Source organism: Ornithinibacillus massiliensis (genome assembly GCF_018310345.1).
GTDB classification, from domain to species: domain Bacteria; phylum Bacillota; class Bacilli; order Bacillales; family Amphibacillaceae; genus Ornithinibacillus; species Ornithinibacillus massiliensis.
In genome coordinates this window covers 318,992-342,724 of record NZ_JAGXBY010000003.1, presented here as the reverse complement: position 1 = coordinate 342,724, position 23,733 = coordinate 318,992, and the positions used below count along the sequence as shown (strand labels likewise).

At 38.0% G+C, this 23,733-nt stretch carries 18 protein-coding genes and 1 tRNA gene; 13 read left to right on the top strand and 6 right to left on the bottom strand.

Going from position 1 to position 23,733, the window contains the following annotated elements; translation table 11 throughout:
• Positions 1-438: 438 nt before the first annotated feature.
• The 8 genes from KGF86_RS10325 (at position 439) to KGF86_RS10290 (ending at position 10,086) form a co-directional block, all read left to right on the top strand.
• Positions 439-512 (top strand) — tRNA-Gly (locus KGF86_RS10325).
• A 142-nt stretch (positions 513-654) separates the two neighbouring features.
• Positions 655-1,806 carry a tRNA epoxyqueuosine(34) reductase QueG gene (gene queG, locus KGF86_RS10320; RefSeq protein WP_186869256.1) on the top strand — a complete coding sequence of 384 codons (1,152 nt, stop codon included), beginning with the start codon at positions 655-657 and terminating at the stop codon, positions 1,804-1,806.
• Between the two features lie 11 nt (positions 1,807-1,817).
• A complete protein-coding gene (locus tag KGF86_RS10315) occupies positions 1,818-2,333 on the top strand; it encodes a methylated-DNA--[protein]-cysteine S-methyltransferase (RefSeq protein ID WP_186869257.1) in 516 nt (171 codons plus the stop codon).
• Positions 2,334-2,375: 42 nt separating this feature from the next.
• Positions 2,376-3,218 carry an amidase domain-containing protein gene (locus tag KGF86_RS10310; RefSeq protein WP_211741780.1) on the top strand — a complete coding sequence of 281 codons (843 nt, stop codon included), beginning with the start codon at positions 2,376-2,378 and terminating at the stop codon, positions 3,216-3,218.
• A gap of 54 nt (positions 3,219-3,272) precedes the next feature.
• Positions 3,273-3,746, top strand: coding sequence for a TrmH family RNA methyltransferase (locus KGF86_RS10305; protein ID WP_186869259.1), 474 nt, complete (start codon positions 3,273-3,275; stop codon positions 3,744-3,746).
• Between the two features lie 902 nt (positions 3,747-4,648).
• Positions 4,649-7,513 (top strand): 2-oxoglutarate dehydrogenase E1 component, encoded by a 2,865-nt coding sequence (locus KGF86_RS10300; RefSeq protein ID WP_211741779.1) that lies wholly within the window; start codon positions 4,649-4,651, stop codon positions 7,511-7,513.
• The gene (gene odhB, locus KGF86_RS10295) at positions 7,500-8,753 is read left to right on the top strand and encodes a 2-oxoglutarate dehydrogenase complex dihydrolipoyllysine-residue succinyltransferase (RefSeq protein ID WP_211741778.1); all 1,254 of its coding nucleotides are present in this window, start codon (positions 7,500-7,502) and stop codon (positions 8,751-8,753) included. Before KGF86_RS10300 ends, odhB begins: the two co-directional genes overlap by 14 nt.
• 145 nt (positions 8,754-8,898) lie before the next feature.
• Positions 8,899-10,086, top strand: coding sequence for a NupC/NupG family nucleoside CNT transporter (locus tag KGF86_RS10290; protein WP_186869262.1), 1,188 nt, complete (start codon positions 8,899-8,901; stop codon positions 10,084-10,086).
• A gap of 59 nt (positions 10,087-10,145) precedes the next feature.
• Here the strand turns inward: KGF86_RS10290 and KGF86_RS19505 are convergent, their stop codons facing one another.
• The gene (locus tag KGF86_RS19505; protein ID WP_281413780.1) at positions 10,146-10,268 is read right to left on the bottom strand and encodes a hypothetical protein; all 123 of its coding nucleotides are present in this window, start codon (positions 10,266-10,268) and stop codon (positions 10,146-10,148) included.
• 7 nt (positions 10,269-10,275) lie between these two features.
• A complete protein-coding gene (locus KGF86_RS10285; RefSeq protein ID WP_211741777.1) occupies positions 10,276-11,646 on the bottom strand; it encodes an MATE family efflux transporter in 1,371 nt (456 codons plus the stop codon).
• 218 nt (positions 11,647-11,864) lie between these two features.
• On the opposite strand from KGF86_RS10285, the gene KGF86_RS10280 reads away from it, so the two are divergent.
• Together KGF86_RS10280 and KGF86_RS10275 are read left to right on the top strand one after the other, a co-directional pair.
• A complete protein-coding gene (locus KGF86_RS10280; protein WP_211741776.1) occupies positions 11,865-12,935 on the top strand; it encodes an undecaprenyldiphospho-muramoylpentapeptide beta-N-acetylglucosaminyltransferase in 1,071 nt (356 codons plus the stop codon).
• A gap of 123 nt (positions 12,936-13,058) precedes the next feature.
• Positions 13,059-14,078, top strand: a complete 1,020-nt coding sequence (locus tag KGF86_RS10275; protein WP_211741775.1) for a DUF3231 family protein — start codon at positions 13,059-13,061, stop codon at positions 14,076-14,078.
• A 59-nt stretch (positions 14,079-14,137) separates the two neighbouring features.
• On the opposite strand, the gene KGF86_RS10270 is transcribed toward KGF86_RS10275, so the two are convergent.
• Both KGF86_RS10270 and KGF86_RS10265 read right to left on the bottom strand, forming a co-directional pair.
• Positions 14,138-17,251 (bottom strand): MMPL family transporter, encoded by a 3,114-nt coding sequence (locus KGF86_RS10270; protein WP_211741774.1) that lies wholly within the window; start codon positions 17,249-17,251, stop codon positions 14,138-14,140.
• Positions 17,252-17,267: 16 nt separating this feature from the next.
• The gene (locus KGF86_RS10265) at positions 17,268-17,699 is read right to left on the bottom strand and encodes a MarR family transcriptional regulator (protein ID WP_186869267.1); all 432 of its coding nucleotides are present in this window, start codon (positions 17,697-17,699) and stop codon (positions 17,268-17,270) included.
• A gap of 582 nt (positions 17,700-18,281) precedes the next feature.
• Between KGF86_RS10265 and KGF86_RS10260 the strand changes: the two genes are divergently transcribed.
• The 3 genes from KGF86_RS10260 to KGF86_RS10250 all read left to right on the top strand — a co-directional run bounded on the left by KGF86_RS10260 (position 18,282) and on the right by KGF86_RS10250 (position 21,424).
• Positions 18,282-19,274, top strand: a complete 993-nt coding sequence (locus KGF86_RS10260; protein ID WP_211741773.1) for an ABC transporter substrate-binding protein — start codon at positions 18,282-18,284, stop codon at positions 19,272-19,274.
• Between the two features lie 90 nt (positions 19,275-19,364).
• Positions 19,365-20,216 (top strand): ABC transporter permease, encoded by an 852-nt coding sequence (locus tag KGF86_RS10255; protein ID WP_186869269.1) that lies wholly within the window; start codon positions 19,365-19,367, stop codon positions 20,214-20,216.
• On the top strand, positions 20,216-21,424 hold the full coding sequence (locus tag KGF86_RS10250; RefSeq protein WP_211741772.1) for a quaternary amine ABC transporter ATP-binding protein: 1,209 nt from the start codon (positions 20,216-20,218) through the stop codon (positions 21,422-21,424). Before KGF86_RS10255 ends, KGF86_RS10250 begins: the two co-directional genes overlap by 1 nt.
• Before the next feature lie 57 nt (positions 21,425-21,481).
• Here the strand turns inward: KGF86_RS10250 and KGF86_RS10245 are convergent, their stop codons facing one another.
• Together KGF86_RS10245 and KGF86_RS10240 are read right to left on the bottom strand one after the other, a co-directional pair.
• A complete protein-coding gene (locus KGF86_RS10245; RefSeq protein WP_211741771.1) occupies positions 21,482-22,651 on the bottom strand; it encodes a Ger(x)C family spore germination protein in 1,170 nt (389 codons plus the stop codon).
• Positions 22,618-23,733 (bottom strand): GerAB/ArcD/ProY family transporter, encoded by a 1,116-nt coding sequence (locus KGF86_RS10240; protein ID WP_186869272.1) that lies wholly within the window; start codon positions 23,731-23,733, stop codon positions 22,618-22,620. Before KGF86_RS10240 ends, KGF86_RS10245 begins: the two co-directional genes overlap by 34 nt.

Here is a 23,733-nt window from a genome sequence, read left to right as displayed (position 1 = left end):
AAATTTACAGAAACTATAGAGGAAATTAAAATTTCCCTTGCATCCTGTCGAAAATGTTGCTATAATAAATTCTGCATTCACAAAACATTGTCAATATGTGTGAGTAATCACAATATACTATATACACTTAATGCGGGTGTAGTTTAATGGTAAAACTCTAGCCACGAGCGAGACTTCTACCGAATAAACTACGAGTTGCCCCGAGGAATATGCTTCCTTGAAAAACTAGTAGACGCAGGGGCATGACTTTGCGTGAGTAATTATATTTAAATAAATTCACTTAATGCGGGTGTAGTTTAATGGTAAAACTCTAGCCACGAGCGAGACTTCTACCGAATAAACTACGAGTTGCCCCGAGGAATATGCTTCCTTGAAAAACTAGTAGACGCAGGGACATGACTTTGCGTGAGTAATTATATTTAAATAAATACACTTAATGCGGGTGTAGTTTAATGGTAAAACTCTAGCCTTCCAAGCTAATGTCGTGGGTTCGATTCCCATCACCCGCTCCATACATATGTCCTAACGCAGTGTCTCGTAATTACTTACGAGATGTTGCGTTTTTACTTTTCTTCTACAATAATTCCTCAGAATACTTAACAAAACAATTTCCACGTAGTATGGTAAAGATAATCAGAGAAGGGAGGAATGGCGATGAATACCGACCAGCTTAAACAGGAAATTATTGACTACAGTAAAGAAATTGGTATTGATAAGATTGGCTTCACAACGGCTGATGTGTTCACTGAACTAAAAGAGCGGTTGAAGCGACAGCAAGAGCTAGGGTATCAATCGGGTTTTGAAAAAGGTACTAATGAAGAACGAACGGAGCCAAAACGATTGTTGCCTGGAGCCCAATCCATCATTTCTATTGCCATGGCATACCCTTCCCGGATGAGAAAAGATGCACCTAAGAGTAGGAAGGAAGAACGGAGAGGTTTTTTCTGTCGTGCATCTTGGGGGATGGATTATCATGATGTTCTTCGGGATCGACTGCAGAAACTAGAACGATTTATCCATGAAAAAGTAACGGATGCTGTTACGAAGGTGATGGTTGACACGGGGGAGTTATCTGACCGTGCCGTAGCAGAGCGTGCAGGAGTTGGCTTTACAGGTAAAAACACCTTGCTGATTACCGAAGAATTTGGTTCCTTTGTATATTTAGGGGAACTCATCACCAATATTCCATTCATACCAGACAGCCCGATAGAGGATGGTTGTGGAGATTGTCGTAAATGTATTGACGCATGTCCAACTGGAGCGATTGTTCAAGGGGGGCAATTGAATGCACAGCGTTGTATTGCTTTTCTAACGCAAACTAAAGATTTTCTTCCTGAGGAGTTTCGTTCCAAACTTGGAAATCGCGTTTATGGCTGTGACACATGTCAGCTAGTTTGTCCGAAGAATCAGAAGGTCGATTTTCATCATCATCCAGAATTTGAACCTGAAGACGATATTGCTAAACCACTACTTAAACCAATGCTGACAATATCCAATCGGGAATTTAAAGAACAGTTTGGCCATATTTCAGGTTCTTGGCGCGGAAAAAAACCAATTCAACGAAATGCGATTATTGGACTTGGTCATTATAAGGATAAAACGGCAGTAGACGAATTAATTTCTATTATGAATAATGACCCCCGGCCGGTAATTCGTGGTACAGCAGCATGGTCCCTAGGTAAAATCGGAACAGAGGAAGCATTTGATGCAATAACAAAAGCAATGGAAAAAGAATCGGATCAGGATGTGCTTTTTGAAATGGAGAAGGGCTTAGCATTTCGTGAAGTACAATCATCCAAAGGATAGGTGAATGGTTTATGGTAACGATTTATTATGGTGAAATTGACATACCAATCGGAAAGTTACTTATATTGACGGACGGGGAACAACTATACCGCATTGATTACGGATCATTTTCTGAGAATGAATCGAAGGTGATGAAATGGCTGGAAAAGCATATTCCACATACTTCCCTTGTTCATGATGAAGCAAAGGTTGCTCCAATAAAGGACCAGCTTGTTGCGTATTTTCAAAAGGATAGAAAAGAATTCACATTTCGCTTTGCCTTCTATGGGACTGCATTTCAAAAGAAAGTGTGGCAAACTCTGGTTGAAGAGATTCCTTTTGGGAAGGCAAAAACGTATAAGGATATTGCAATAGCTATAGGAAATCCAAAGGCTGTCCGTGCGGTTGGAGGAGCGGTAAACAAGAATCCTTTTTCCATCGTCGTTCCGTGTCATCGTGTCCTCGGGTCTGATGGCAGACTTGTGGGTTATAATGGTGGATTGGATAAGAAAGAATATTTATTAAAACACGAAGAAATTTTATCTTAGACATGCCTTCCCTCCATATATATTTTAATGGAGGGATTTTATATGAATATACTGAAGAAATTCTGGTTGGAGCTATTTGAATCAAATGATCCAAAGTTCGACTGGATAGAAAGTCATAAATTATTACATGATAAGCGTAATGTCAAGCTTGTTCGAGTACATGGGAAAGGTCATATTTACCAAAGAATGAAGTATGATCAGGAGGAAAAGGTATATTACCATTTACACTTAACGATGCTACTGAAGCAAGGGGATCATTTTACACGAGAAGAACGGACCATCCCGTACGAGTTTATTTTAAAAAATGGCAACATTATTGACCACAAGCAAACACTAGTAAGACAAATGGAAGAACCTACTGGTAAATTAGAACCTGATTCTGGGCAAAGTGAGTATGACCGATTCAGCTATGATCGCCTTGCTGCAGTTCAGTATGCAGAACGGTGGTGGAATAGTTATAATCCACAATATCGAAAATTCGATGTCGATTGTACTAACTATGTTTCCCAATGTTTGCGTGCAGGTGGAGCGCCAATGAGAGGAGCGCCGAATCGGAATCAGGGCTGGTGGTATACAGGTGATAATTGGAGTTATAGTTGGGCTGTTGCCCATTCTTTACGATGGTTTTTAGCTGGATCGACGCACGGTTTAAAGGGGACAGAAGTTGATTCTGCCAGCGAACTGCAGCCGGGTGATGTTATTTGCTATGATTTTCAAGGAGATGGCAGGTGGGACCATACAACTATTGTCGTCGCTAAAGATAGGGACGGGATGCCTTTAGTCAACGCTCATACCCAAAACAGCCGACATCGATATTGGTCATATGAAGATTCAAGTGCTTATACACCGAATATAAAATATAAGTTTTTCCGTATTGGTGATTAGTGATATAATAGTTCAGTTACTAGTGCAAAGGAATAAAGCAAGGAGAAATGAATAGTGAGTTTACATGTCGTATTATTTGAACCAGAAATTCCAGCTAATACAGGGAACATCGGAAGAACATGCTTAGCAACAGATACAAAGCTACATTTAATTCATCCATTAGGGTTTTCTACGGATGAAAAGGCGGTTCGCCGAGCTGGATTAGATTATTGGCAACATGTCGATATGGCGGAGTATCAATCCATATTTGAGTTATATGATAAATATCCACAAGGGAAGTTTTATTATATTGAAAACTTCGGTACAAAGCATTATACCGATTATGATTATAGCAATATGGAGGAAGACATCTTCTTTGTCTTTGGCAAAGAATCAACAGGATTTCCTAAGGAGCTATTAGTAGGAAAAGAAGATCAATGCCTTAGAATTCATATGAATGACAAGGTTCGTTCTTTGAACTTATCCAATACAGCAGCAATCATCATATATGAAGCATTAAGACAACAAGGCTTTCCGAAATTAATCTAGGTTGGACGTCACTCACTAATATCGTGGGTGGCGTTTTTGTTTGCTATAGCAAAGTGAATATTGTCTGTACCCTGATTTGAGAGTTTGCCGTGGAAAAGGTAACAGAGAGAGGCTGTCAGTGCCCAAAAAGGAGAAAGCTCCGTGAAAAAGGTAACAGAGGAAGGCTGTCAGTGCCCAAAATGTAGAAAGTGCGGCGAAAAAGGTAACAGAGAGAGGTTGTCAGTGCCCAAAATGTAGAAAGTGCGGTGGAAAAGGTAACAGAGAGAGTTCGTCTGTACCCTAAATAGAAAATGTTAATAACAGAGAGAGCGCCTTTACTCTCTATATAGTGAATTTGCCAGAGTATAAAATGATATGTGTAAGAAAGAGGCAACCTGGAACTTATCCCCTATAAAAATCAGTACTATATTCGAGTAATCAAACACAAACATCTACCCACAAAACCCCAGCCAAACAAAAAACTAGCTCCATTTCGAAGCTAGTTTCTCTTATTTCAATTATTGATTTTTCTTAGGTACTCCTGGTTTTCCTTCATAGCCAGCAGTGAAGATGGATACTAGAAATGTTACTGAAACACCTATGATTAGGGCTAACTTCATGTTGGGGCCTCCTTTAAATTAAATACATATGTAAGAAAAGTTCATTATATCTGTCCTCATTATAGCGAAAAATATTCAGAATGTGAACTAAGATTGGTTACAAATGTATGAAATGATAAGTAAGAAAATTCGGCAAATTACTAATTCGATACAATTCTAGAATAATGGGCATAAGATATATTGTTTCCGCCCTGAAAATAAGGTATATTAGTTGATGTAGAATTAAGTCAGTTCTATAATAGAATTGCAATTAAAAACCGTTTTCATACGGAGAAATGTTAACTTCTAATGGGGGTATAAGACGTGGCACAAAATGATGAATCTTCACAAAGATTCTGGGGAGAGTTTCATGGTCCTAACATGGGGTATGTGGAAGAACAGTATGAGCTATATAAAGAGGACCCTCGAGCTATTGATCAGTCATTAAGACAGTTGTTTGATCAATATGGAGCTCCTAATTGGTTGGGCACTTCAACCGATAGTATTCAACAAAGTTCTACAAGCACTTCCATAAGCGATGTCAAGAAAATTACCTCAACCTATAGATTAGTTGAGGCTATTCGTCGTTTCGGACATTTGGAAGCAGATATTTACCCAGTAAATATTAACGAGGAAAGAAAATCGGAATTACTTAACCCACAGACCTATGGTTTAACAGAAGCAGATTTAAAAGAAATGCCTGCTAATTGGGTTTGGGAAAAAGCGCCTGTCGGTGTGGATACAGCGCTTGATGTCGTTCGCGAATTAAGAAAATATTATACGGGTACGATTACATTTGAATATGACCATGTAGATAGTGATGAAGAAAGAGCATGGTTATCCGATTATATTGAGTCAGGAAAAGCTCGTCTAGATTTAACCAATGAAGAGAAAAAGCAACTATTAGATCGTTTAGCTAACGTAGAAGGTTTTGAAGGATTTTTACAGAAGACTTTTGTCGGACAAAAGCGTTTCTCTATTGAGGGACTAGAATCCATGGTTCCTATGCTTGATCATATTGTTAAATATGCGACAGAAGATAACGTGGAAAATATTATGATGGGGATGGCACACCGTGGTAGATTAAGTGTGCTAGCGCATATATTAGGTAAACCAATGGATAAAATCTTCTCTGAATTCCATCATTCACCGAACAAGGAGTTAATTCCTTCAGAAGGTTCTAGAGGCATTAACTATGGATGGACTGGAGATGTTAAATACCATTTTGGTGCGGTTAAGGATGTAAAAGATGGAGAAGAAACAACGATAAAGATTACTTTAGCACATAATCCATCACATCTGGAATTTGTTAATCCGGTAGTAGAAGGATTTGCTAGAGCAGCACAGGATGATCGTACGCAAAGTGGGTATCCAAAGCAGGATGTTTCTAAAGCGATTCCAGTATTAATTCATGGTGATGCTGCATTTATCGGGGAAGGTGTCGTTGCAGAAACACTTAATCTGGCAAATTTACCTGGATATAGAACCGGTGGAACATTACACATCATTGCGAATAACTTGTTAGGGTATACAACGGACAGGGAGGATGGCCGTTCAACTCGTTATGCAAGTGATTTAGCAAAAGGATTCGAAATTCCAGTTATTCACGTAAATGCGGATGACCCAATTGCTTGTGTGTCAGCGATTAAACTCGCTTATGACTATCGTCAGAAGTTCAACAAGGATATTTTAATAGACTTAGTCGGATATCGTCGTTATGGTCACAATGAAATGGATGAGCCTAGGGTGACACAACCTAAGCTATATAGCTTGATCGATAATCATCCAACTCCTGCCAATGTTTTTGCTAATGAATTAATGGGTAAAGGAGTAGTAACAAAAGAAGAATTTGACCAAATGGTAGAGAAGGTTGAACAAAATCTAAAAGCAATTTACGATGGTATGAAAGAAACGGAAATTGCTAAAGTAGAATGTAAACCGATGCCAGATGCACTAAATACCGATTTAGAAAAATATGAAACTGCTGTATCCATGGGTGATCTAGTAGCGCTTAATGAAGAATTATTTAAGCGACCTGAAGGCTTTACAGAAAATAAAAAGCTTGCAAGAATCTTTAAGCGTCGTAAAGAAGCATTAAACGAAGGAAATACAGTTGATTGGGGTGCAGGGGAAGCGCTTGCTTATGCAAGTATTCTTAAAGACGGTATACCTATTCGTTTAACAGGTCAGGACTCTGAACGTGGTACATTTGCACACCGCCATGCTGTTTTAAATGATGCGGTTACAAACGAAAAGTATAGTATCTTTCATGGGGTAGATGCTAATGCATCGTTTGAAGTCCGAAACAGCCCACTTTCCGAAGTGGCGGTTTTAGGATTTGAATATGGCTATAGTGTTCAAGCTCCTAATACATTAGTTCTCTGGGAAGCACAGTTTGGTGACTTTGCTAACGTAGCACAAACGGTCTTTGATCAATTTATCTCTGCTGCCCGGGCTAAATGGGGAGATAAGTCTAATATGGTTATGTTGTTACCACATGGCTATGAAGGACAAGGGCCAGAACACTCAAGTGCAAGATTAGAGCGTTTCTTACAAATGGCAGCTGAGAATAACTGGATTGTAGCGTATGTAACGTCATCTGCACAATTCTTCCATCTAATTCGAAGACAGGCAGCTTTGCGTAATAAGGAAGAAGCACGTCCATTAGTACTAATGACTCCTAAGAGTAGCTTACTTCGAAATCAACGTATTGCGTCAGTTGCGAAGGATTTCACAGAAGGGAAATTCGAGCCACTACGTAATCAACCAAACTTAAAAGTAAGTAAGAAAAATGCGAAACGTTTACTTATTGGTACTGGTAAAGTCATGGTAGATATTGAAGAGGCTATTGATAATTCTAATGAAAAGTATGATTGGCTACGCGCAGTGCGATTAGAGCAAATTTATCCATTCCCGATGAAAGAGTTGGAAAAAGTAATAAAAGAACTTCCAAATCTTGAAGAAATTGTTTGGGTTCAAGAAGAACCGAAAAATATGGGAGCATGGGATTTTGTAGATGATTATCTAAGAGACCTAGTAAAAACTGGTCAAAGCTTACGATATATTGGACGCCCAGATCGTTCAGCGCCAGCTGTTGGTGATCCAAATGTGCATAAAGCAGAACAAGAGAGAATTATACAGCAAGCAATTAACCCGACATTAGGAGGAGATTCCAGTGAAAGAAATTAAAGTACCTGAACTTGCCGAATCGATTACAGAAGGAACAATTGCCGAATGGTTAGTAAAAGTGGGGGATACAGTTGAAAAAGGCGACCCTGTTGTAGAATTAGAAACAGACAAAGTTAATGTGGAAGTGAATGCTGAAGTTTCCGGTGTTATTGCTGAAATCGTACGTGAAGAAGGCGATGACGTGGTTGTTGGTGATGTTATTGCAAAAGTTAGTGCTGAAGGCGGCGTAACTTCTGAGCCTACTAAAGAAGAGAGAGTGGCACCAGCTAAAGAAGAAACTCCAGTAGCTGAAGCTCCTAAAGCTGAAGCGCCAAAAACGGAAGAAGAGTCGGATTCAAGCCGTGATATTATTGCTTCACCAGCAGCAAGAAAACGCGCTCGCGAATTAAATATCGATTTAAGTACGGTGCCAACTCGTGATCCACTAGGTCGTGTACGTCCTGAAGATGTAGAAGCTGCTGCTAATGCTCCAAAGCAGACAGAAACGCCTGTACCAGCTAAGAAAGAAGCACCTAAAGCGGAAGCAACAGAGTACAATAAGCCTGTTGAAATTGTTAAAATGTCTCGCCGACGTCAAACAATTGCCAAACGATTGGTAGAAGCACAGCAAACAGCTGCCATGCTTACTACTTTTAACGAAGTAGACTTAACCAATGTAATGAAGCTTCGTAGCGAACGGAAAGATAAATTCGTGGAAAAACACGGTGTGAAGCTTGGTTTCATGTCATTCTTTACAAAAGCAGTTGTTGGAGCATTAAAAGACTTCCCACTGTTAAATGCCGAAATTAATGGTACAGACCTTATCGTTAAAAAATACTATGATATCGGTATTGCTGTTTCAACAGATGATGGATTAGTAGTACCAGTTGTTCGTGATGCAGATCGCTTAGACTTCGCAGGTGTTGAGCGTGAGATTGCTAACCTAGGTAAAAAAGCTCGTAACAAAGAGCTTGGAATTCAAGATCTACAAGGTGGCACCTTCACGATAACAAATGGTGGAACATTCGGATCTATGCTTTCTACACCAATCTTAAACGCGCCACAGGTTGGGATTTTAGGAATGCATAATATCATTAAACGTCCAGTTGTAATGCCTGACGATTCTATCGAAGTTCGTCCAATGATGTATTTGGCACTTTCTTATGACCATAGAATTGTTGATGGTAAAGAGGCAGTTCAGTTCTTAGTTCGAGTGAAACAACTACTGGAAGATCCTTACGATTTATTATTAGAAGGATAAATAATAGTCTTTCCCTGCTATAACGGGAGTTATAGCAGGGATTTTTATTTTTGGGAGTGAGATATTATCTTTATTCCTGTTATTACAAATTAAATTGGGTATTACTAATAGAGTAATGTAGACAACTTAGGAGGAAATACATCATATGAATATTATTCTTGGGATAGTAGCAATCATTGTCGTTTTAGTTATTGCTTATTTATTATCAAATCAACGTAGTTTAATTAATTATCGAGGAATTGGAGTTATGATTCTTGCCCAACTCCTCATTACATGGTTCATGTTTTCTACAACGATCGGTCAAACGATTATTAATGGCATATCATCTGTATTTAATAAATTGATTGAATTCGGTAATGCAGGAGTCGATTTCATACTTGGTGGTGTCATGCAAGCAGAAGGTGGCGTCTTTTTCTTTGATGTCTTACTGTTAATTATCTTCTTTGCTACTATATTATCTGTTTTAACTTACTTGAAGATACTTCCAATGATCATCAAATATTTAGGTGGACTTATTTCTAAAATTACGGGGCTGCCGAAAGTAGAATCGTTTAATGCAGTGAATAGTATTTTCTTTGGACAGTCCGAGGCTTTAATCGCAATTCGTTCACAGTTCCATCACTTAACAGCGAATCGATTATACATTGTCAGTGCCTCTGCGATGGGGTCTGTCTCAGCATCTATTGTCGGAGCATATATGCAAATGTTACCGGCAGAATATGTATTAGTGGCATTACCTTTAAATATGTTTAGCGCCTTAATCATTGCATCGGTAATTGCGCCAGTGCATGTTCCAAAAGCGGAGGATAAGGTTGATATTTCAGATGTTTCCAATGATAAGAGTATATTCGAAGCGATGGGAAATGGTGCATTAGAAGGTGGTAAAATTGCGCTAATCGTAGGTACGATGTTAGTAGCATTTATTGCTGCATTGGAGCTTGTTAACTGGATTATTCAAGCTATTTTTGCTGGTGTTACCCTTCAACAAATACTCGGCTATGTACTAGCACCGATTGGTTTTCTAATGGGTATCCCAGCCAGCGAAGTAATAGAAGCTGGTGGTATCATGGGAACTAAGATTGTAACTAATGAATTTGTAGCCATGCTAGAATTCCAAACATTGTTAGGACAAGTATCAGAAAAAACAGTAGGGATTGTAACCGTATTTTTAACATCCTTTGCTAATTTTTCATCTATTGGAATTATTGCCGGAACAGTTCAGGGTATTGACCGAGAAAAGGGTGGAGAAGTATCCAAGTTTGGGTTAAAACTCTTATTAGGAGCAACATTAGCTTCCATCTTGTCGGCAACCATTGCAGGTTTGTTTATTTAACCATATAAAGACAAAATCAAAAGGCTTGAGGAATAGGACCTCAAGCCTTTTTGAATTAATCAATATTCTGATAATGTCTCAGCAACCACTTCTACATTAAATTCATACGTAATAAATTTTGATTTTTGCTCCATTCCGGGCTTATCTTTCCTGCTTCTTAGAATAAATAACAAAAAACTCATCCACCAATTAACTAGCAGATGAGTCCATCATTTCTTTCCGATATTTTTTCTGAATGAACATCAGTCTTCCTAACAAGGCAATAGCGCCTGCACTTAAGCCGACGATGATGCCTACCCAATAGCCAAATGGTTCCAAGGAAGTGAAGTTAGCAAGTCCCCATCCTGTTGGTAAACCAATCACCCAATAAGAAACAAGGGCTATAACTAAGGTCATATTCACATCTTTATAGCCTCGAAGTGCTCCTTGAATCGGAGCGGCAAAAGCATCGGCAACCTGAAACACAATTGCAAAGCCAATAAATTGAACCGTTAAATGGATTAAATCTGGATCTGAATTATACAATCCAGCTACCCCTTCTCGGAAAATATAGAGGATGGCACCATTGAATAATGCTATAAAGATTCCACCACTTATTCCTAGAAGCCCATAGATTTTTGCATCATGCATTCTTTTGGCACCGACTTCGTATCCAACTGTGATTGTTAATGCAATTCCAACACTTAACGGAATCATATAGAGAAGTGAGGCAAAATTCATAGCAGCCTGGTGAGCTGCAATCGTATTGGTATTGTATGTGCTCATCAGCAATGTTACAGCAGCAAATATACTAGTTTCAAAGAAGATGGCAAATCCGATTGGTACACCAATCTTTAATTGCTCTAACCAATCCGTAACCTTAGGCTTGACCCATTTTGTAAACAAGTTATAACCACGAAATGGATGCATCCTAGCTAAAATCAGAAAGGCTATGACACAGGTGACCCAATAGGTTAATGCTGTTGCAATACCAGCTCCAATTCCGCCATAAGCAGGCACGCCAAGCTTACCAAAGATAAACATATAATTAAATAGGATATTAATTGGTAAAGCGATTAAGATAATCACCATCGATATGCGTGTTTGTCCTAATGCGTCAATAAAACTTCTTAACGTATTAAAGATGAATAAAGGAATAATACCAGTACCTAATGTAATAAGATAATACTTGGCGATATGGTTCACATTCGCTTCTAAATTCATCATTTGGAGAACTGGATCTAGTAGAATGAACCCAATGAGTAGGATGACAACTGCTAGCCCGATGGAAAGATAGATGGCTTGTTGTACTTTTTGATTAATAGATTTGTCCTCTTTAGCACCTAATAAATGGGCAATAATGGGGGTAATCGCTAGTAAAATCCCATTAATCCCAGTAAATACAGGTACCCATAAGCTAGAACCTATAGCTACTCCTGCTAAATCTTCTGCTCCAGCCTGTCCAGACATGACCGTATCGAAGAAGGTCATTAGGTTTAAGCTTACTTGTGTAATTAAAATGGGAAAGAAAATATAGATAAATAATTTCAACTTTTGTTTTAAACTGTCAGTCTGATACATATAATGCTTCCTTTTTCCGATATTTTTTAATAGGATAGAGAGGTAATGGTTTATCATGCATAAACGTAATTATACGATGATGTGGAAAGAAAAGAAAGTGTATAGAAAGATGTCTAGCGAAAGTAAGAAATCAGGACCTCTTGAATTCTCGTTTGCGTCGCTAAGTAGGCATTTCTAAAGCTTTTTTAGTAATTGGAAAGAGGGGACTTCAAGATATTATGAAAAACAAACGAATTCTATTCACGGGCGGTGGCTCTGCAGGACATGTTATTGTCAACTTGGCACTAATTCCTGTATTCCAGCGAGAGGGATGGGAAATTGATTATATTGGTTCTAAAAATGGAATCGAACGCACATTAATTGAACAGTTGGAGGGTGTCACATATTATCCAATCTCAACTGGGAAATTACGACGGTATATGTCAATAGAGAATATGAAAGACCCATTCAAAGTAATGAAAGGTACACTTCAAGCATGGAGAATCATCGGGAAACGTAAACCTTCTGTTATTTTCTCCAAGGGTGGTTTTGTGTCTGTTCCGGTTGTTCTTGCTTCCAAAATGCGAGGTGTTTCAGCAGTTATTCATGAATCGGATTATACACCGGGTCTTGCCAATAAACTAGCCATTCCATTCTCGAAAAAAGTGCTAGCAACCTTCCCAGAAACCATGAAATATTTACCAGAGAACAAAGCGGAATATGTTGGTGCGGTTATTCGAGAAGAGTTATTTCAAGGTGATAAAGACAAGGGACTTGCGTTATGTGGATTCAATCGGACCAAGCCAGTATTGTTAATTATGGGTGGTAGTGGTGGTTCTGAAAAAATAAATGCAACCATTCGAGGTACACTCAACGAATTACTACCCCATTTCCAAGTAGTTCATATTTGTGGAACGGGTAAAATAGATGAATCCATTAAAAAAGATGGCTATATACAATTTGAATATGTAAATAAAGAGCTAAAAGATATATTTGCAGCAACAGATTTCGTCTTATCCCGTGCAGGGTCGAATGCTATATTTGAATTTTTAGCACTTCGAATTCCGATGCTACTTATTCCGCTATCAAGAGAAGCAAGTAGAGGGGATCAAATTATTAATGCGAAGTCATTTCAAGATAAGAGCTATGCTCGGGTTCTAGAGGAAGAGGATTTAACAGATGATACCCTCATAAAGGAACTAGAGAAATTAGTTCAGCAAGCACCAATTATGTTAGATAAAATGAAAGAGTTTCAAAGTGAAAAATCACGTGATCGAGTAGTTGAGATAATAAAAGATTCCGTTAAATAATTTATTAGAATGTTCTTGTCTCTTAGGTGAGGCAAGAACATTTTTAATTAGGTAAAATCTGATAAAAAAAGAAAAGGTAGGAGATAATAAACGTAATTATGATCCCTGCTAAGGAGGTAAGCTGTGAATAATAATATTAATTTAACTTCAGGAGAAATAGCTTCACTTTGGACCAATTACATGAATGACAGTATGTCAAAATGGGTACTGCTTTATATGTTGAAGGATTTAGAAGATAGCGATATTATTCCTGTTGTTCAGCATGCTAGTGAGCTATCTATATCCCATCTAAAGAAAATGAAGGATATATTTGAAAAAGAAGATTACGCCGTTCCGATGGCATTTGAGGAAAACGATGTGAACATGGAAGCGCCATGGCTATATACCGATACTTTCTGCTTGACCTATGTGAATCATATGGCAAGGGTTGGGATGGTTGCCTACAGTGGATTTCTTACGATGTGTACGAGAGAGGATATACGAGATTATTTTACACAAGCCTTACAATCTACTGCCGAACTATATAATCGGACATTAGATATTCAACTAGAAAAAGGGATTAATGCACGACATCCATATATTATGGTGCCTAAAGAAGCGGATTATGTCCGTAGCAAACAGTATTTAAGTGGTTTAAATCCTTTTAATGAAAAGCGACCACTAAATGCAATAGAAATTTCATACTTATATATGAATATTATGACCAATGCTTTAGGAATGAAGCTTTGTATTTCTTTTGCGCAAACCTCTCCTACTAAAGAAGTACAAGAATTTATGCTAAGAGGAAAGGAAATTGCGAAGAAACATCTTAAACTATTTACCGATTTGTTAATAAAGGAGGACATCGAAGCTCCTGAGGTACCTGATGTAGCAGTTAGTGATTCAACAACGTGGACCTTTTCTGATAAAATGATGATGTTCCAAATCTCCTTATTGATGCAGGCAGGGGTTGGAAACTATGCCACCGCAGCTGCTGCAAGCCAACGAAGCGACCTCATGCTTAACTATGAGCGTTTATCTTTGGAGGTGGCTGCATATTCAAAAAGTGGAGTAGACATCATGATTAAAAACAAGTGGCTAGAACAACCACCAGAGACTAAATCACGAGATAAATTGGCTAGAGAAAAGGATCGGATAGATTAGTTGTAATGAAAAAGCATGTGAAACGTATAAAAGAATCCACATGCTTTTTATTAAGATGATTAATCCTTTTTAAATGGCCACCAGTTTGCATTACCAAATAGTTTTACCATTACTGGAATGAACAGTGGTAACATCACTAGGGCATATAAGAATAATCCAAGAAGGACAACGGTAGCAATTTGTAAGATAGAAAGTACTCCTGAAGGGAGCATGGCAGCAAATGTACCACCTAGTATAACTGCTGCAGAAATAATAACTGTTCCCATCTTCTTCATTGCTGTTAACATGGCATCCTTTAGATTTCCATCGCGATATTCATTAAAGCGATCCATTAAGAAAATACTATAGTCAATACCAAGAGCGGTTAACATTACAAAGGCAAAGAATGGTACTGCCCAAGTAAGTCCATCGTACCCCATTATATTGACAAAAATAATTTCGGCTATAGCCATGGACGTAAAGTAAGTTAAGATTAAGGATCCAATAAGATAGATTGGCATAATAATGGAACGTAGTAAAATGATCAGGATAATGAAGATTCCAATAATCATAAATAACACCGTTCTAGCGTAATCTTCATCTGACACGTTCTGTAGGTCATGATTCGTACTACTGATTCCACCTAATAACGCATCACTTGCTTCGAAAATGGTATCTCTTTTTGCTTCGTCCACTTTGTCGCTAATTTTTTCAATCATGTTTAAAGCATCAGTCGAATAAGGGTTATAACCTAAGACGACTTCAAATTTTACAATCGTTTTATCATCAGACAGATACATATTAGCTGCTTCTATAAATGCATCATTATTTAATGCTTCATCCGGAATCATGACAATTGGATTGTTCGAATCTGTTTCAATGTCTTCTAGATATTCTTTAACTTGTACTAGACCATCGCCAACTTGTTGTAAGCCATCTGCACCTTCTGATAGGCCGGATGATAGTTCGCCTAATTGGTTTTGCATATCTTCAAAAGCGGTCTTCAGTTCTTCCTGCCCACCATAAATTTGTGATAATCCATCACGTAAGCTTGGCATATTATCTACTACTTGTCTCTGACCATTAGCGGCTTGGCTTAAACCAGATTCTAGTTGTTCAATACCACGTATTAATTCGCCGATACCAGCAGATAACTGCTCTTGTGCTTGAATGGATTGGTTTAGGTTGAACTGTTCATGTTGATCATTTAACTGATTTAAAGGAATAATAACATTCGTTCGCATCATATTTTGGATATCTGCTAACGGTTCTGTTTGTTTTGAAAGTTCCTCTAATGTCATATAAGCCGTCATGAAATCCGTATCCTGCTGTAATTCAGGATGATTGCTTAATACAGTACTTAGACTGTTATAAACTTGTTTGATTGTTCCAGGAAGCTGACTTATTGTGCTAAACTGTCCGTCATTAAGATCGGTTAATCCTTTCGCCACTTCTTGATAACCTTTTAGTAATTCTTTATTACCTTCGATTGTCTGATCGAGGTTATCTTTTATTCGCTCTAGACCACCTTTCGCATCTCCAGCACCAATGGAACCGGAATTGATACCTGTTTGAATGTCCTGGAGTGCGGTTTGAATTTCACCAATTCCGTCATTAGCTGACGCCGTTCCTTCTAATAATTGATCGATGCCATCTTGTGCTTCCTGCAATTGAGGTTCTGCATCTTTCAGCTCGCCTGAAGCGTCCTGTAATCCTGCTTGGATTTCAGATAAACCATCGGTACTTTGGCCAATTCCATCAGCAAGCTGGCCGGTAACATTGTCTACAAGAAAATCATCTATAATGGAGCCAGTTGGTCTAGTTGCACTACGAACCTGCTCTACTCCTTCTAATTTGGCAATTGCTTCCGAGAGGTTCTCTATTTGTTGGAATGCCTCCGCCGTATCTACAGGGTGATCGGATTCTAATACAACAGTAGTTGGCATCGTTTGACCTGGTCCAAAGCTATCTGCTATATAATTAAATCCCTTTACAGAGTCATAGGACTCTCCGATCTCTTCTAAGGAGTTATACGATTTGTCACCATGATAGCTTAATAAAGCTGGCACGGTAATCACCGCAATAATCGCTAATGCAATAATTGGTCTAGCCCATGCGAGTGTACCAATCGATCCCCATAATTTACTATCCTTATGAGAAACGGATTTATCAAAAGGCCAGAACAGTTTTTTTCCGAGAACAACTAGGAAAAATGGTACTAATGTGACTAAGGCAATTAATACGACGGCTACACCAACCGCTACAGCAACAGCAGATTGATATAATGAAAAGGTTGATAAGCCGATGGTAGAAAAGCCAATTAACACGGCAATTCCTGCAAATAGCACAGTTTTACCGCTAGACTTGTATGTGTGTAATACGGCATCTTTGATTGTATCGTGATTAGCCATTTCTTCTTTAAATCGACTAATTAATAGAATACAATAGTCTGTCCCTATCCCAAACATGACGGCTACCATGAATATTTGGGTAAAGGTGGACAGTGGGAAATCTACTTTATCTGCTAAAATGGACACGATTCCTTGAGCAGCTAAATAAGAAATACCTACTGTTAATAACGGAATAAATGGCGCGATAAAGGATCTAAAGACAACAAATAATATGATAAGAATTAATCCAACGGTAATAAGCTCCGTTTTCTTTAAACCTTCTTCAGAATTAATAATAATGTCTTTGGTAATAAATGATTCACCAGTTAAGTAATGTTCTAGATCAATAGATTCAAGTGCCGTATAGATTCCTTCACGGGCTTCTTCTATTTCTTGATTTTCTAACGATACTTGAAAGGGAACAATTATCGTCTTCCCGTCTTCAGAGACGGTTTGTTCTTCAATAGCGGGATCTGTATGAAATGCTAATACATCAGAAATCCCCAGTTTGTCCTGATCTGCTTCTAGTAGATCAATCGCCTCGATTACTTCATTTCTCTTTTCATCATCAAATCCATTATCCTCGTGAAACACTAGAACAGCACTTGCGGAATTTGAGGTACTATCATCAGACATCGATTCAATAAGCTTACTTGCTTGAGATGATGGTGAATCTTCTGGTGCAGTAATTTGTCCCTTTTCCCGCACTAGTTCTTGGAGGTTAGGGGCAAAGATAAATAAGCCGACAGCAGCTATTATCCAAGCAGCGGCTATGAACCATCGTAAACGAATGATTTGTTTCATACGACATTTCCTCTCCTTATTCTACTTTCATTTTCTCAGCTAATTTTTCTAATGAACAAATAAAGGTATAAATTTCTTTCTCATCAAAATCTCCTAAATAATTGCCTAGCTCTTGAAAGAGTTCCTTTTCCGTATTTTCAACAAAATCTATCCCTTTATCTGATACATATAAATAAATCACTCTTCTATCATCGTCATCACGATCACGTTCAATTAGACCTTTTTCATAAAGTCTATTAATTTGCGCTGTAACAGCACTTTTGCCAATTCCAAATTCAGTTGCTATTTCCGTACTGGTACATTTTTTTCGCTTATAAATAAAATGTAATGTCGTAAATAGATCAGTTGTTATATCGGATTGGATTTTTTCTTTTAAAATAATGTTTACTCGTCGATAAACGTGGGTAATTGCACTCTGATACCTTTCCACGAGATCCTTTAATTCCACGTAATAGCACCCCCTAATGATGTAATATGGTTCACGTTTTGAATAGTTCACGTATTGAACTATTATATCATAGCAAGGTATACATGGAGATGCAATGATTATCACCTTGAAAATGCAAGCAGTTGAGGGGATAACGTGATGGATGGATCGAATCTGACTTGGCATAGTATAATGACCACTATTGTCACAAGATGATGGAGAAGTAAAACAGGAGTATACGTTAGTTATAGAGAGAATCGGTGGTAATAAAGCTAATTTTATATGTTTATATAACTTTAAGCTTGGAAAATGTAACATAATTCAATAATTTCCATACTTATGCCGTTTGATAGAATAGGAATATTTCAGTAACATAATAGATGTTGTTGTATTCATGGTATATTCTTTCATTACCCCCACACCATTTCTATTATTCTCCTCTAAAGTGGATAGTGTTTTCACCTTTCATTTAAAATAGCGGTTTAGATTAGAGCGGAATAATTATACTTATAATTTTTGGATAATTAGGAATTTTATATTATCTATTTCGTGTGGGATTATCATGGATTCGAAAAAAAGTAAACGATAAAGGAGCTTATATTAATGAGAAAGATTGGCATTTTATTTTTAACTAGTATATTGATAATCCTTTCTGCTTGTGGATCTAGTTCAGATGGTGAGCTTGATAAGATTGTTCTAGCAGATGCAGGGTGGGATAGTATTCGTATTCATAATAGTATTGCACAAATAATTATGGAAGAAGGCTTTGGCTATGATACAGAAGTAACATCCGGATCTTCGACAGCAACAGTACAGGGCCTTCGTCAAGGTGATATTAATGCCTATATGGAAATATGGACAGATAATATTAAAGAATTATATGAAGAAGCAACAGAGGCTGGAGACTTTGAAACGGTATCGGTAAACTTCAATGATAATAATCAAGGATTGTATGTTCCTACCTATGTTATCGAAGGAGATGCGGAACGTGGTATTGAACCTATAGCACCGGATTTACGCACAGTAGAGGATTTAAAGAAATACCCTGATGTGTTTCAAGACCCAGAAGATCCAGGACGTGGTCGTATTATTAATGCCCCGAGTGGATGGGTAGTTGCAGAAGCTATTGATGATAAATTTACGGCTTATGGATTAGACGAAACGATGAATAACTTTATGCCAGGTTCTGACTCTGCTGCAGTTGCGGATTTAGTTAATGCTTACGAATCGGGCAAGCCATGGGTAGGGTACTACTGGGAACCTACATTAATAACGGCGAAATATGACTTAACACTACTAGAGGAAGCACCATATGAAGAAGCAATTTGGAATGAATCAAAAGCGACGGAATTCCCTCCGAATGATGTTGTGGTAGCTGTTCATAAGGATTTTAAGGAGCAAGTGCCAGAAGTGTACGACTTCTTAAGTCACTATGAGACAAGTAGTGAACTTACAGAAGAAGCGTTGGTGTATATGGATGAGAATGGTGCAGATGCTTATGACACAGCCGTTTGGTGGATGAATCAGCATGAAGATATATGGACTAGCTGGGTATCAGAAGAGGTAGCAGATAAGGTTAAGAATGCACTACAGTAAAGCCCATAGCAGCTAGCCTGTTGGTTGGCTGCTTTCTAATTTATAGTGAATAATAAGTGAGGTGAAGGGACTGCGTCATGCAGTCTACTAATGGGGAGCTTTCCAGATATACGTACGAATATAGGAGATTATGTGGATCAGTTTGTTAGTTTCTTAGCTACAAACTTAGAAGGTTTATTTGACTTAATTTATTTTATTTCTTCTAGAACGATTAATTTTATTGACAATATGCTTGTAGCCATGCCTTGGTGGAGCTTTATTATCGTTATCTTTTTACTAGGGTGGTACTTTAAATCGATTTTCTCAGGGGTGCTATTTGCAATCTTTATATTCCTAATTGGAAGCTTCGGGTTATGGGAGGATATGATGACTACGATAGCAATAATAGTCGTAGCGGTCATCATTTGCTTATTAATTGGTATACCGATAGGAATATGGATGGCCTTTAATAAAGGGTTTTCCAATATCATGCGCCCGATTCTAGACGCCATGCAAACAATGCCAAGTTTTATTTATTTGATTCCAGCTATTTTCTTCTTTGGGCTTGGTAATGTATCAGCAATATTTGCGACACTAATCTATGCACTACCACCAGTTATACGGTTAACAGAGCTTGCGATACGAGGGGTAGACAAAGAAGTCATTGAGTCCGCGCAATCCTTTGGTTCCTCAAGGGGGCAAATGCTACGCAAAGTACAGCTCCCACAAGCAATGCCTACGATTATGGCTGGAGTGAATCAAACTACGATGATGGCACTCGCAATGGTAGTAATTGCTTCCATGGTTGGTGCAAAAGGGTTAGGTGAGCAAGTGCTCGTTGCGATAAATCGTATTGATATAGCACTAGGATTTGAAGCAGGTATTAGTATCGTATTTCTAGCGATTATTATCGACCGGGTGACAAATGGTGTGGCAGCTAAGTTCCAAAGGGGGATTAGTTAATGGAGACGAAGATAAAAATAGATCATGTATCGAAAATCTTTGGATCAAAGCCGAGGTCTGTTATACCCTTAGTTGAGGAAGGGAAGACGAAAGAAGAAATTCTGGAAAAAACAGGACACACGGTAGGCGTTTATGACGCATCTTTAGACATAAAAAAGGGTGAGGTATTTGTTATTATGGGCTTGTCTGGTAGCGGAAAATCTACCCTAATCCGTTGTTTTAACCTATTAAACAAGCCAACTGCAGGCTCTATTTATATAGATGGTATCGATATCACGAAATCAAATAAGCAAGATTTAAAAAAGATTAGGCAAGAAAAAATTGCAATGGTTTTCCAGCACTTTGGTCTATTTAGCCACCGGACGATATTGGCTAATGTTGAATATGGTCTAGAAATACGTGGTGTATCCAAAGAAGAACGAAAACAGATTGCCTTAAAAAATATTGAGATAGTAGGCCTGAAGGGGTATGAAGATAAGTATCCAGATGAGCTTTCAGGTGGGATGCAACAACGTGTTGGGCTTGCACGTGCATTGGCAAATGACCCAGATATTTTACTCATGGATGAACCATTTAGTGCGCTTGATCCGCTAATTCGTAGGGAGATGCAACTGGAATTATTAGATATCCAAGAGCGACTGCAAAAGACCATTATCTTTATCACTCATGATGTAAATGAAGCATTTAAATTAGGTGATAGGGTAGCGGTTATGAAGGATGGTCATGTGGTACAGGTTGGAACGCCGGAGGAGATTATTGAAGCCCCGGCAAATAATTATATCTCAGATTTTATTAAAGATATTGACCGTTCTAAAGTCTTTCAGGCAGAACATATTATGATTAAACCGAATGCATTAGTATCCTTAAAGGATGGGCTAAATGTAGCAATTAAAGAAATGGAAGACAACGGTATCTCCAGTGTCTATGTTGTTGATAGAGGTCGTCGTGTTAAGGGAATCATTACCATTGATGATGCAATACAAGCAAAAAAAGAGAAGAAAACGTTAGTAGATATTTTACGTGCTGATTATGTCACCGTTCAACAAGATGAATATATTCATGATCTTATCCCGAAAGCCTTGGAATCGAAATATCCATTAGCTGTCGAGAATGAGGAAGCTAAACTAGTAGGATTCATTCTACGGGTTCATGTGTTATCCGGGTTAGTTTCAGAAGAAGTGACAGAAAGTGCACAGTATTATAGCTAATCGTTATGTGTAAGCAACTAACGTCATATGCAAATGAGTAGGGGTTTCTTCGTACCCCTACTTATTTATAGTTCCATGTCGAATAATATTAACATTAATATTAAAGGTTACATCAAGTTTAGGATACTTTTCGTCCCATTCTTTATCGGTTAATTTTCCATCCTTATTATTTATTCGATAAACGGTTCCATATCCGAAACTATCCGCATTGATTTCTTTTAAATATTCCAGAATATCCTCATATTGGGCTGTTAGTACTTTTTCTACTTCCTTTTCTAAGCTATTAATTGCTTTCGGATCATCTAAATTATATTTGCTGGAGATTTCTTGTAAGCTTACATCAAGCCTTATGTTCGTATCAAATGTAAGCTTTTCTTTGTCTGTAAGAACCTTTTTCGTAGTTCCATGCTCGATTAAGAACACGAGTCTTATCTCACCTATCTTCTCCGCTTCCTCAGAATTCATTAGATATTCAGAAACGGCTTCGCGAGGAATGATTAATTCAAGTAATTCTCCAGTCTGAGGACGATCCATAATGGTAAAGAGGTGTTCCAGTTCGATAGGGAGTTGCCCTTTCATTTTATCGTCTTTAAATAGCGCTATGCCAGTAATTGTCGGGATATCATCACGAACACCCATCATGGGTAATATTGGATCTACACCCTCATTATTTATAATAACGGCAAACTTATGAAGGGTTACACTAGGAAATATTTGAGATTCACCTGATGGCTCAATTAATCCATGCAAAAATTCTCCAAGGTTAGTGGAAATATTTTCAACTGGGATATGAAAAATATCCCTAGCTTTCTCCTCTGCGACAGCTAATAACAATGTATCAGGAATCGCTGCATCTCGTATTAACGTATCGATGAAAGGATTGATCCCGGATTGTGCGAGTTCCTTACCATATATTTCGAGCTGCATTTTCCCAGGTACTAAATATTGACTTACACTCTGGTTAGCATCGGCCCTTGCTCCCTTAATGGTGTCCGATACTCCTTTAACGACGGTAGTAGGATGAGTAAAATTGGTTTGAAATTGTAATATAGCCATATTCATTTCAATTTCTTGATTTTCTATACGATCAACACCACGAGCGGTAATCACGCCAAGATCTTCTAATTGCGCTGTTTCAAGACAGCTACTTAATATAGGAACGATACCGAGCAATAGTAAGATACGTAAACGTTTCATGATGAACCACTGCCTTTTTTGTTTTTCCATTTCTTCTTCAACAAGACTAAAGGTAACAAAATAAACGGATATATATATACGACCCAAAAGCTTAACTTGGCTACCCAATCGGTTAAGGCGGTAATTTGGTAATCAAATCGAAAGTAATTCACGATGATTAAAATCAAGATTGTCACGACCCAATGGGTTTTTTTCTGAGAAATAGAATACATTCTTTTCATTCCGTGTGCAATTGCCCACATTAATAAGACGAGATTTGGAATAATGACCAGTAACCATCCTACTACTACAATATAGTCTAGACGTTCGAGGAACGTATACGATGTACTTTTCACTAATAGTAGTATAGCCCAATTAATATTCTTTAGCCCTGTTGGACTAAAGTAACCGATCGATATCATGGTAACGAGAATAAGAACGATTGCAGTGTACGTAAGACCGAGAAATGTCGGTAGTTTGGCTTTGTTTTTGTTTTTGACAAAAGGATAAATAACCATTAGAATCTCAAATCCTGATAACGTATAAGCGGTAGCCTTAGCACCTTTTAATAGCTCAGGAAAAGAAGATTGGAACAATGGTAAGAAGTTATACCAATTCATTCGTATAAACGGGTCATAGAGTGTAACAATTAACCAAAAGGTTATGATAAAGAGTATAAAGGTTACCCCAACTACAACTCTAACTCCCCCAAATACAGCATAAACAACAAGAATCATAATAAGAACGGTTAGTACCCAATTGGGAAGAGCATGGTATAAAAAGATTTGAATAACTTGAATGTAGGTCATTAGGATCGAAAGAAAGCTTATGCATATATATAAAATGAATAGTGTTCCTAATATTCTTCCAAGCCATTTTCCAAACACATCTACATGTATTCCAAAATAATCGGCATTTTCATATTGATTGAGAATAGTAAACATAGCAGCAACCACTAGACAAGTAAACAGAAATGCAATCAGTATAGCTAACCATGAATCACGTTCTGCCTCCAGGTAGATAAAGCGCGGAGCACCTATTATGCCAACACCGAGCTGTAATCCGGCGATGATAAAAAATAGGTAAAATGCCCGTATTTGTAAATTGGTCTTAACATTCAGATTGATTTCCAT

Bases quoted from the DNA above. Each gene is read 5' to 3' on its own strand.
- KGF86_RS10310 (WP_211741780.1), top strand. From the start codon at position 2,376: ATGAATATACTGAAGAAATTCTGGTTGGAGCTATTTGAATCAAATGAT.
- KGF86_RS10285 (WP_211741777.1), bottom strand. From the start codon at position 11,646: ATGTATCAGACTGACAGTTTAAAACAAAAGTTGAAATTATTTATCTAT.
- KGF86_RS10240 (WP_186869272.1), bottom strand. From the start codon at position 23,733: ATGGAAATCAATCTGAATGTTAAGACCAATTTACAAATACGGGCATTT.
- KGF86_RS10270 (WP_211741774.1), bottom strand. From the start codon at position 17,251: ATGAAACAAATCATTCGTTTACGATGGTTCATAGCCGCTGCTTGGATA.
- queG (WP_186869256.1), top strand. From the start codon at position 655: ATGAATACCGACCAGCTTAAACAGGAAATTATTGACTACAGTAAAGAA.
- KGF86_RS10315 (WP_186869257.1), top strand. From the start codon at position 1,818: ATGGTAACGATTTATTATGGTGAAATTGACATACCAATCGGAAAGTTA.
- KGF86_RS10280 (WP_211741776.1), top strand. From the start codon at position 11,865: ATGAAAAACAAACGAATTCTATTCACGGGCGGTGGCTCTGCAGGACAT.
- KGF86_RS10250 (WP_211741772.1), top strand. From the start codon at position 20,216: ATGGAGACGAAGATAAAAATAGATCATGTATCGAAAATCTTTGGATCA.
- KGF86_RS10255 (WP_186869269.1), top strand. From the start codon at position 19,365: ATGGGGAGCTTTCCAGATATACGTACGAATATAGGAGATTATGTGGAT.
- KGF86_RS10290 (WP_186869262.1), top strand. From the start codon at position 8,899: ATGAATATTATTCTTGGGATAGTAGCAATCATTGTCGTTTTAGTTATT.
- KGF86_RS19505 (WP_281413780.1), bottom strand. From the start codon at position 10,268: ATGAGTTTTTTGTTATTTATTCTAAGAAGCAGGAAAGATAAGCCCGGA.
- KGF86_RS10245 (WP_211741771.1), bottom strand. From the start codon at position 22,651: ATGGAAAAACAAAAAAGGCAGTGGTTCATCATGAAACGTTTACGTATC.
- KGF86_RS10260 (WP_211741773.1), top strand. From the start codon at position 18,282: ATGAGAAAGATTGGCATTTTATTTTTAACTAGTATATTGATAATCCTT.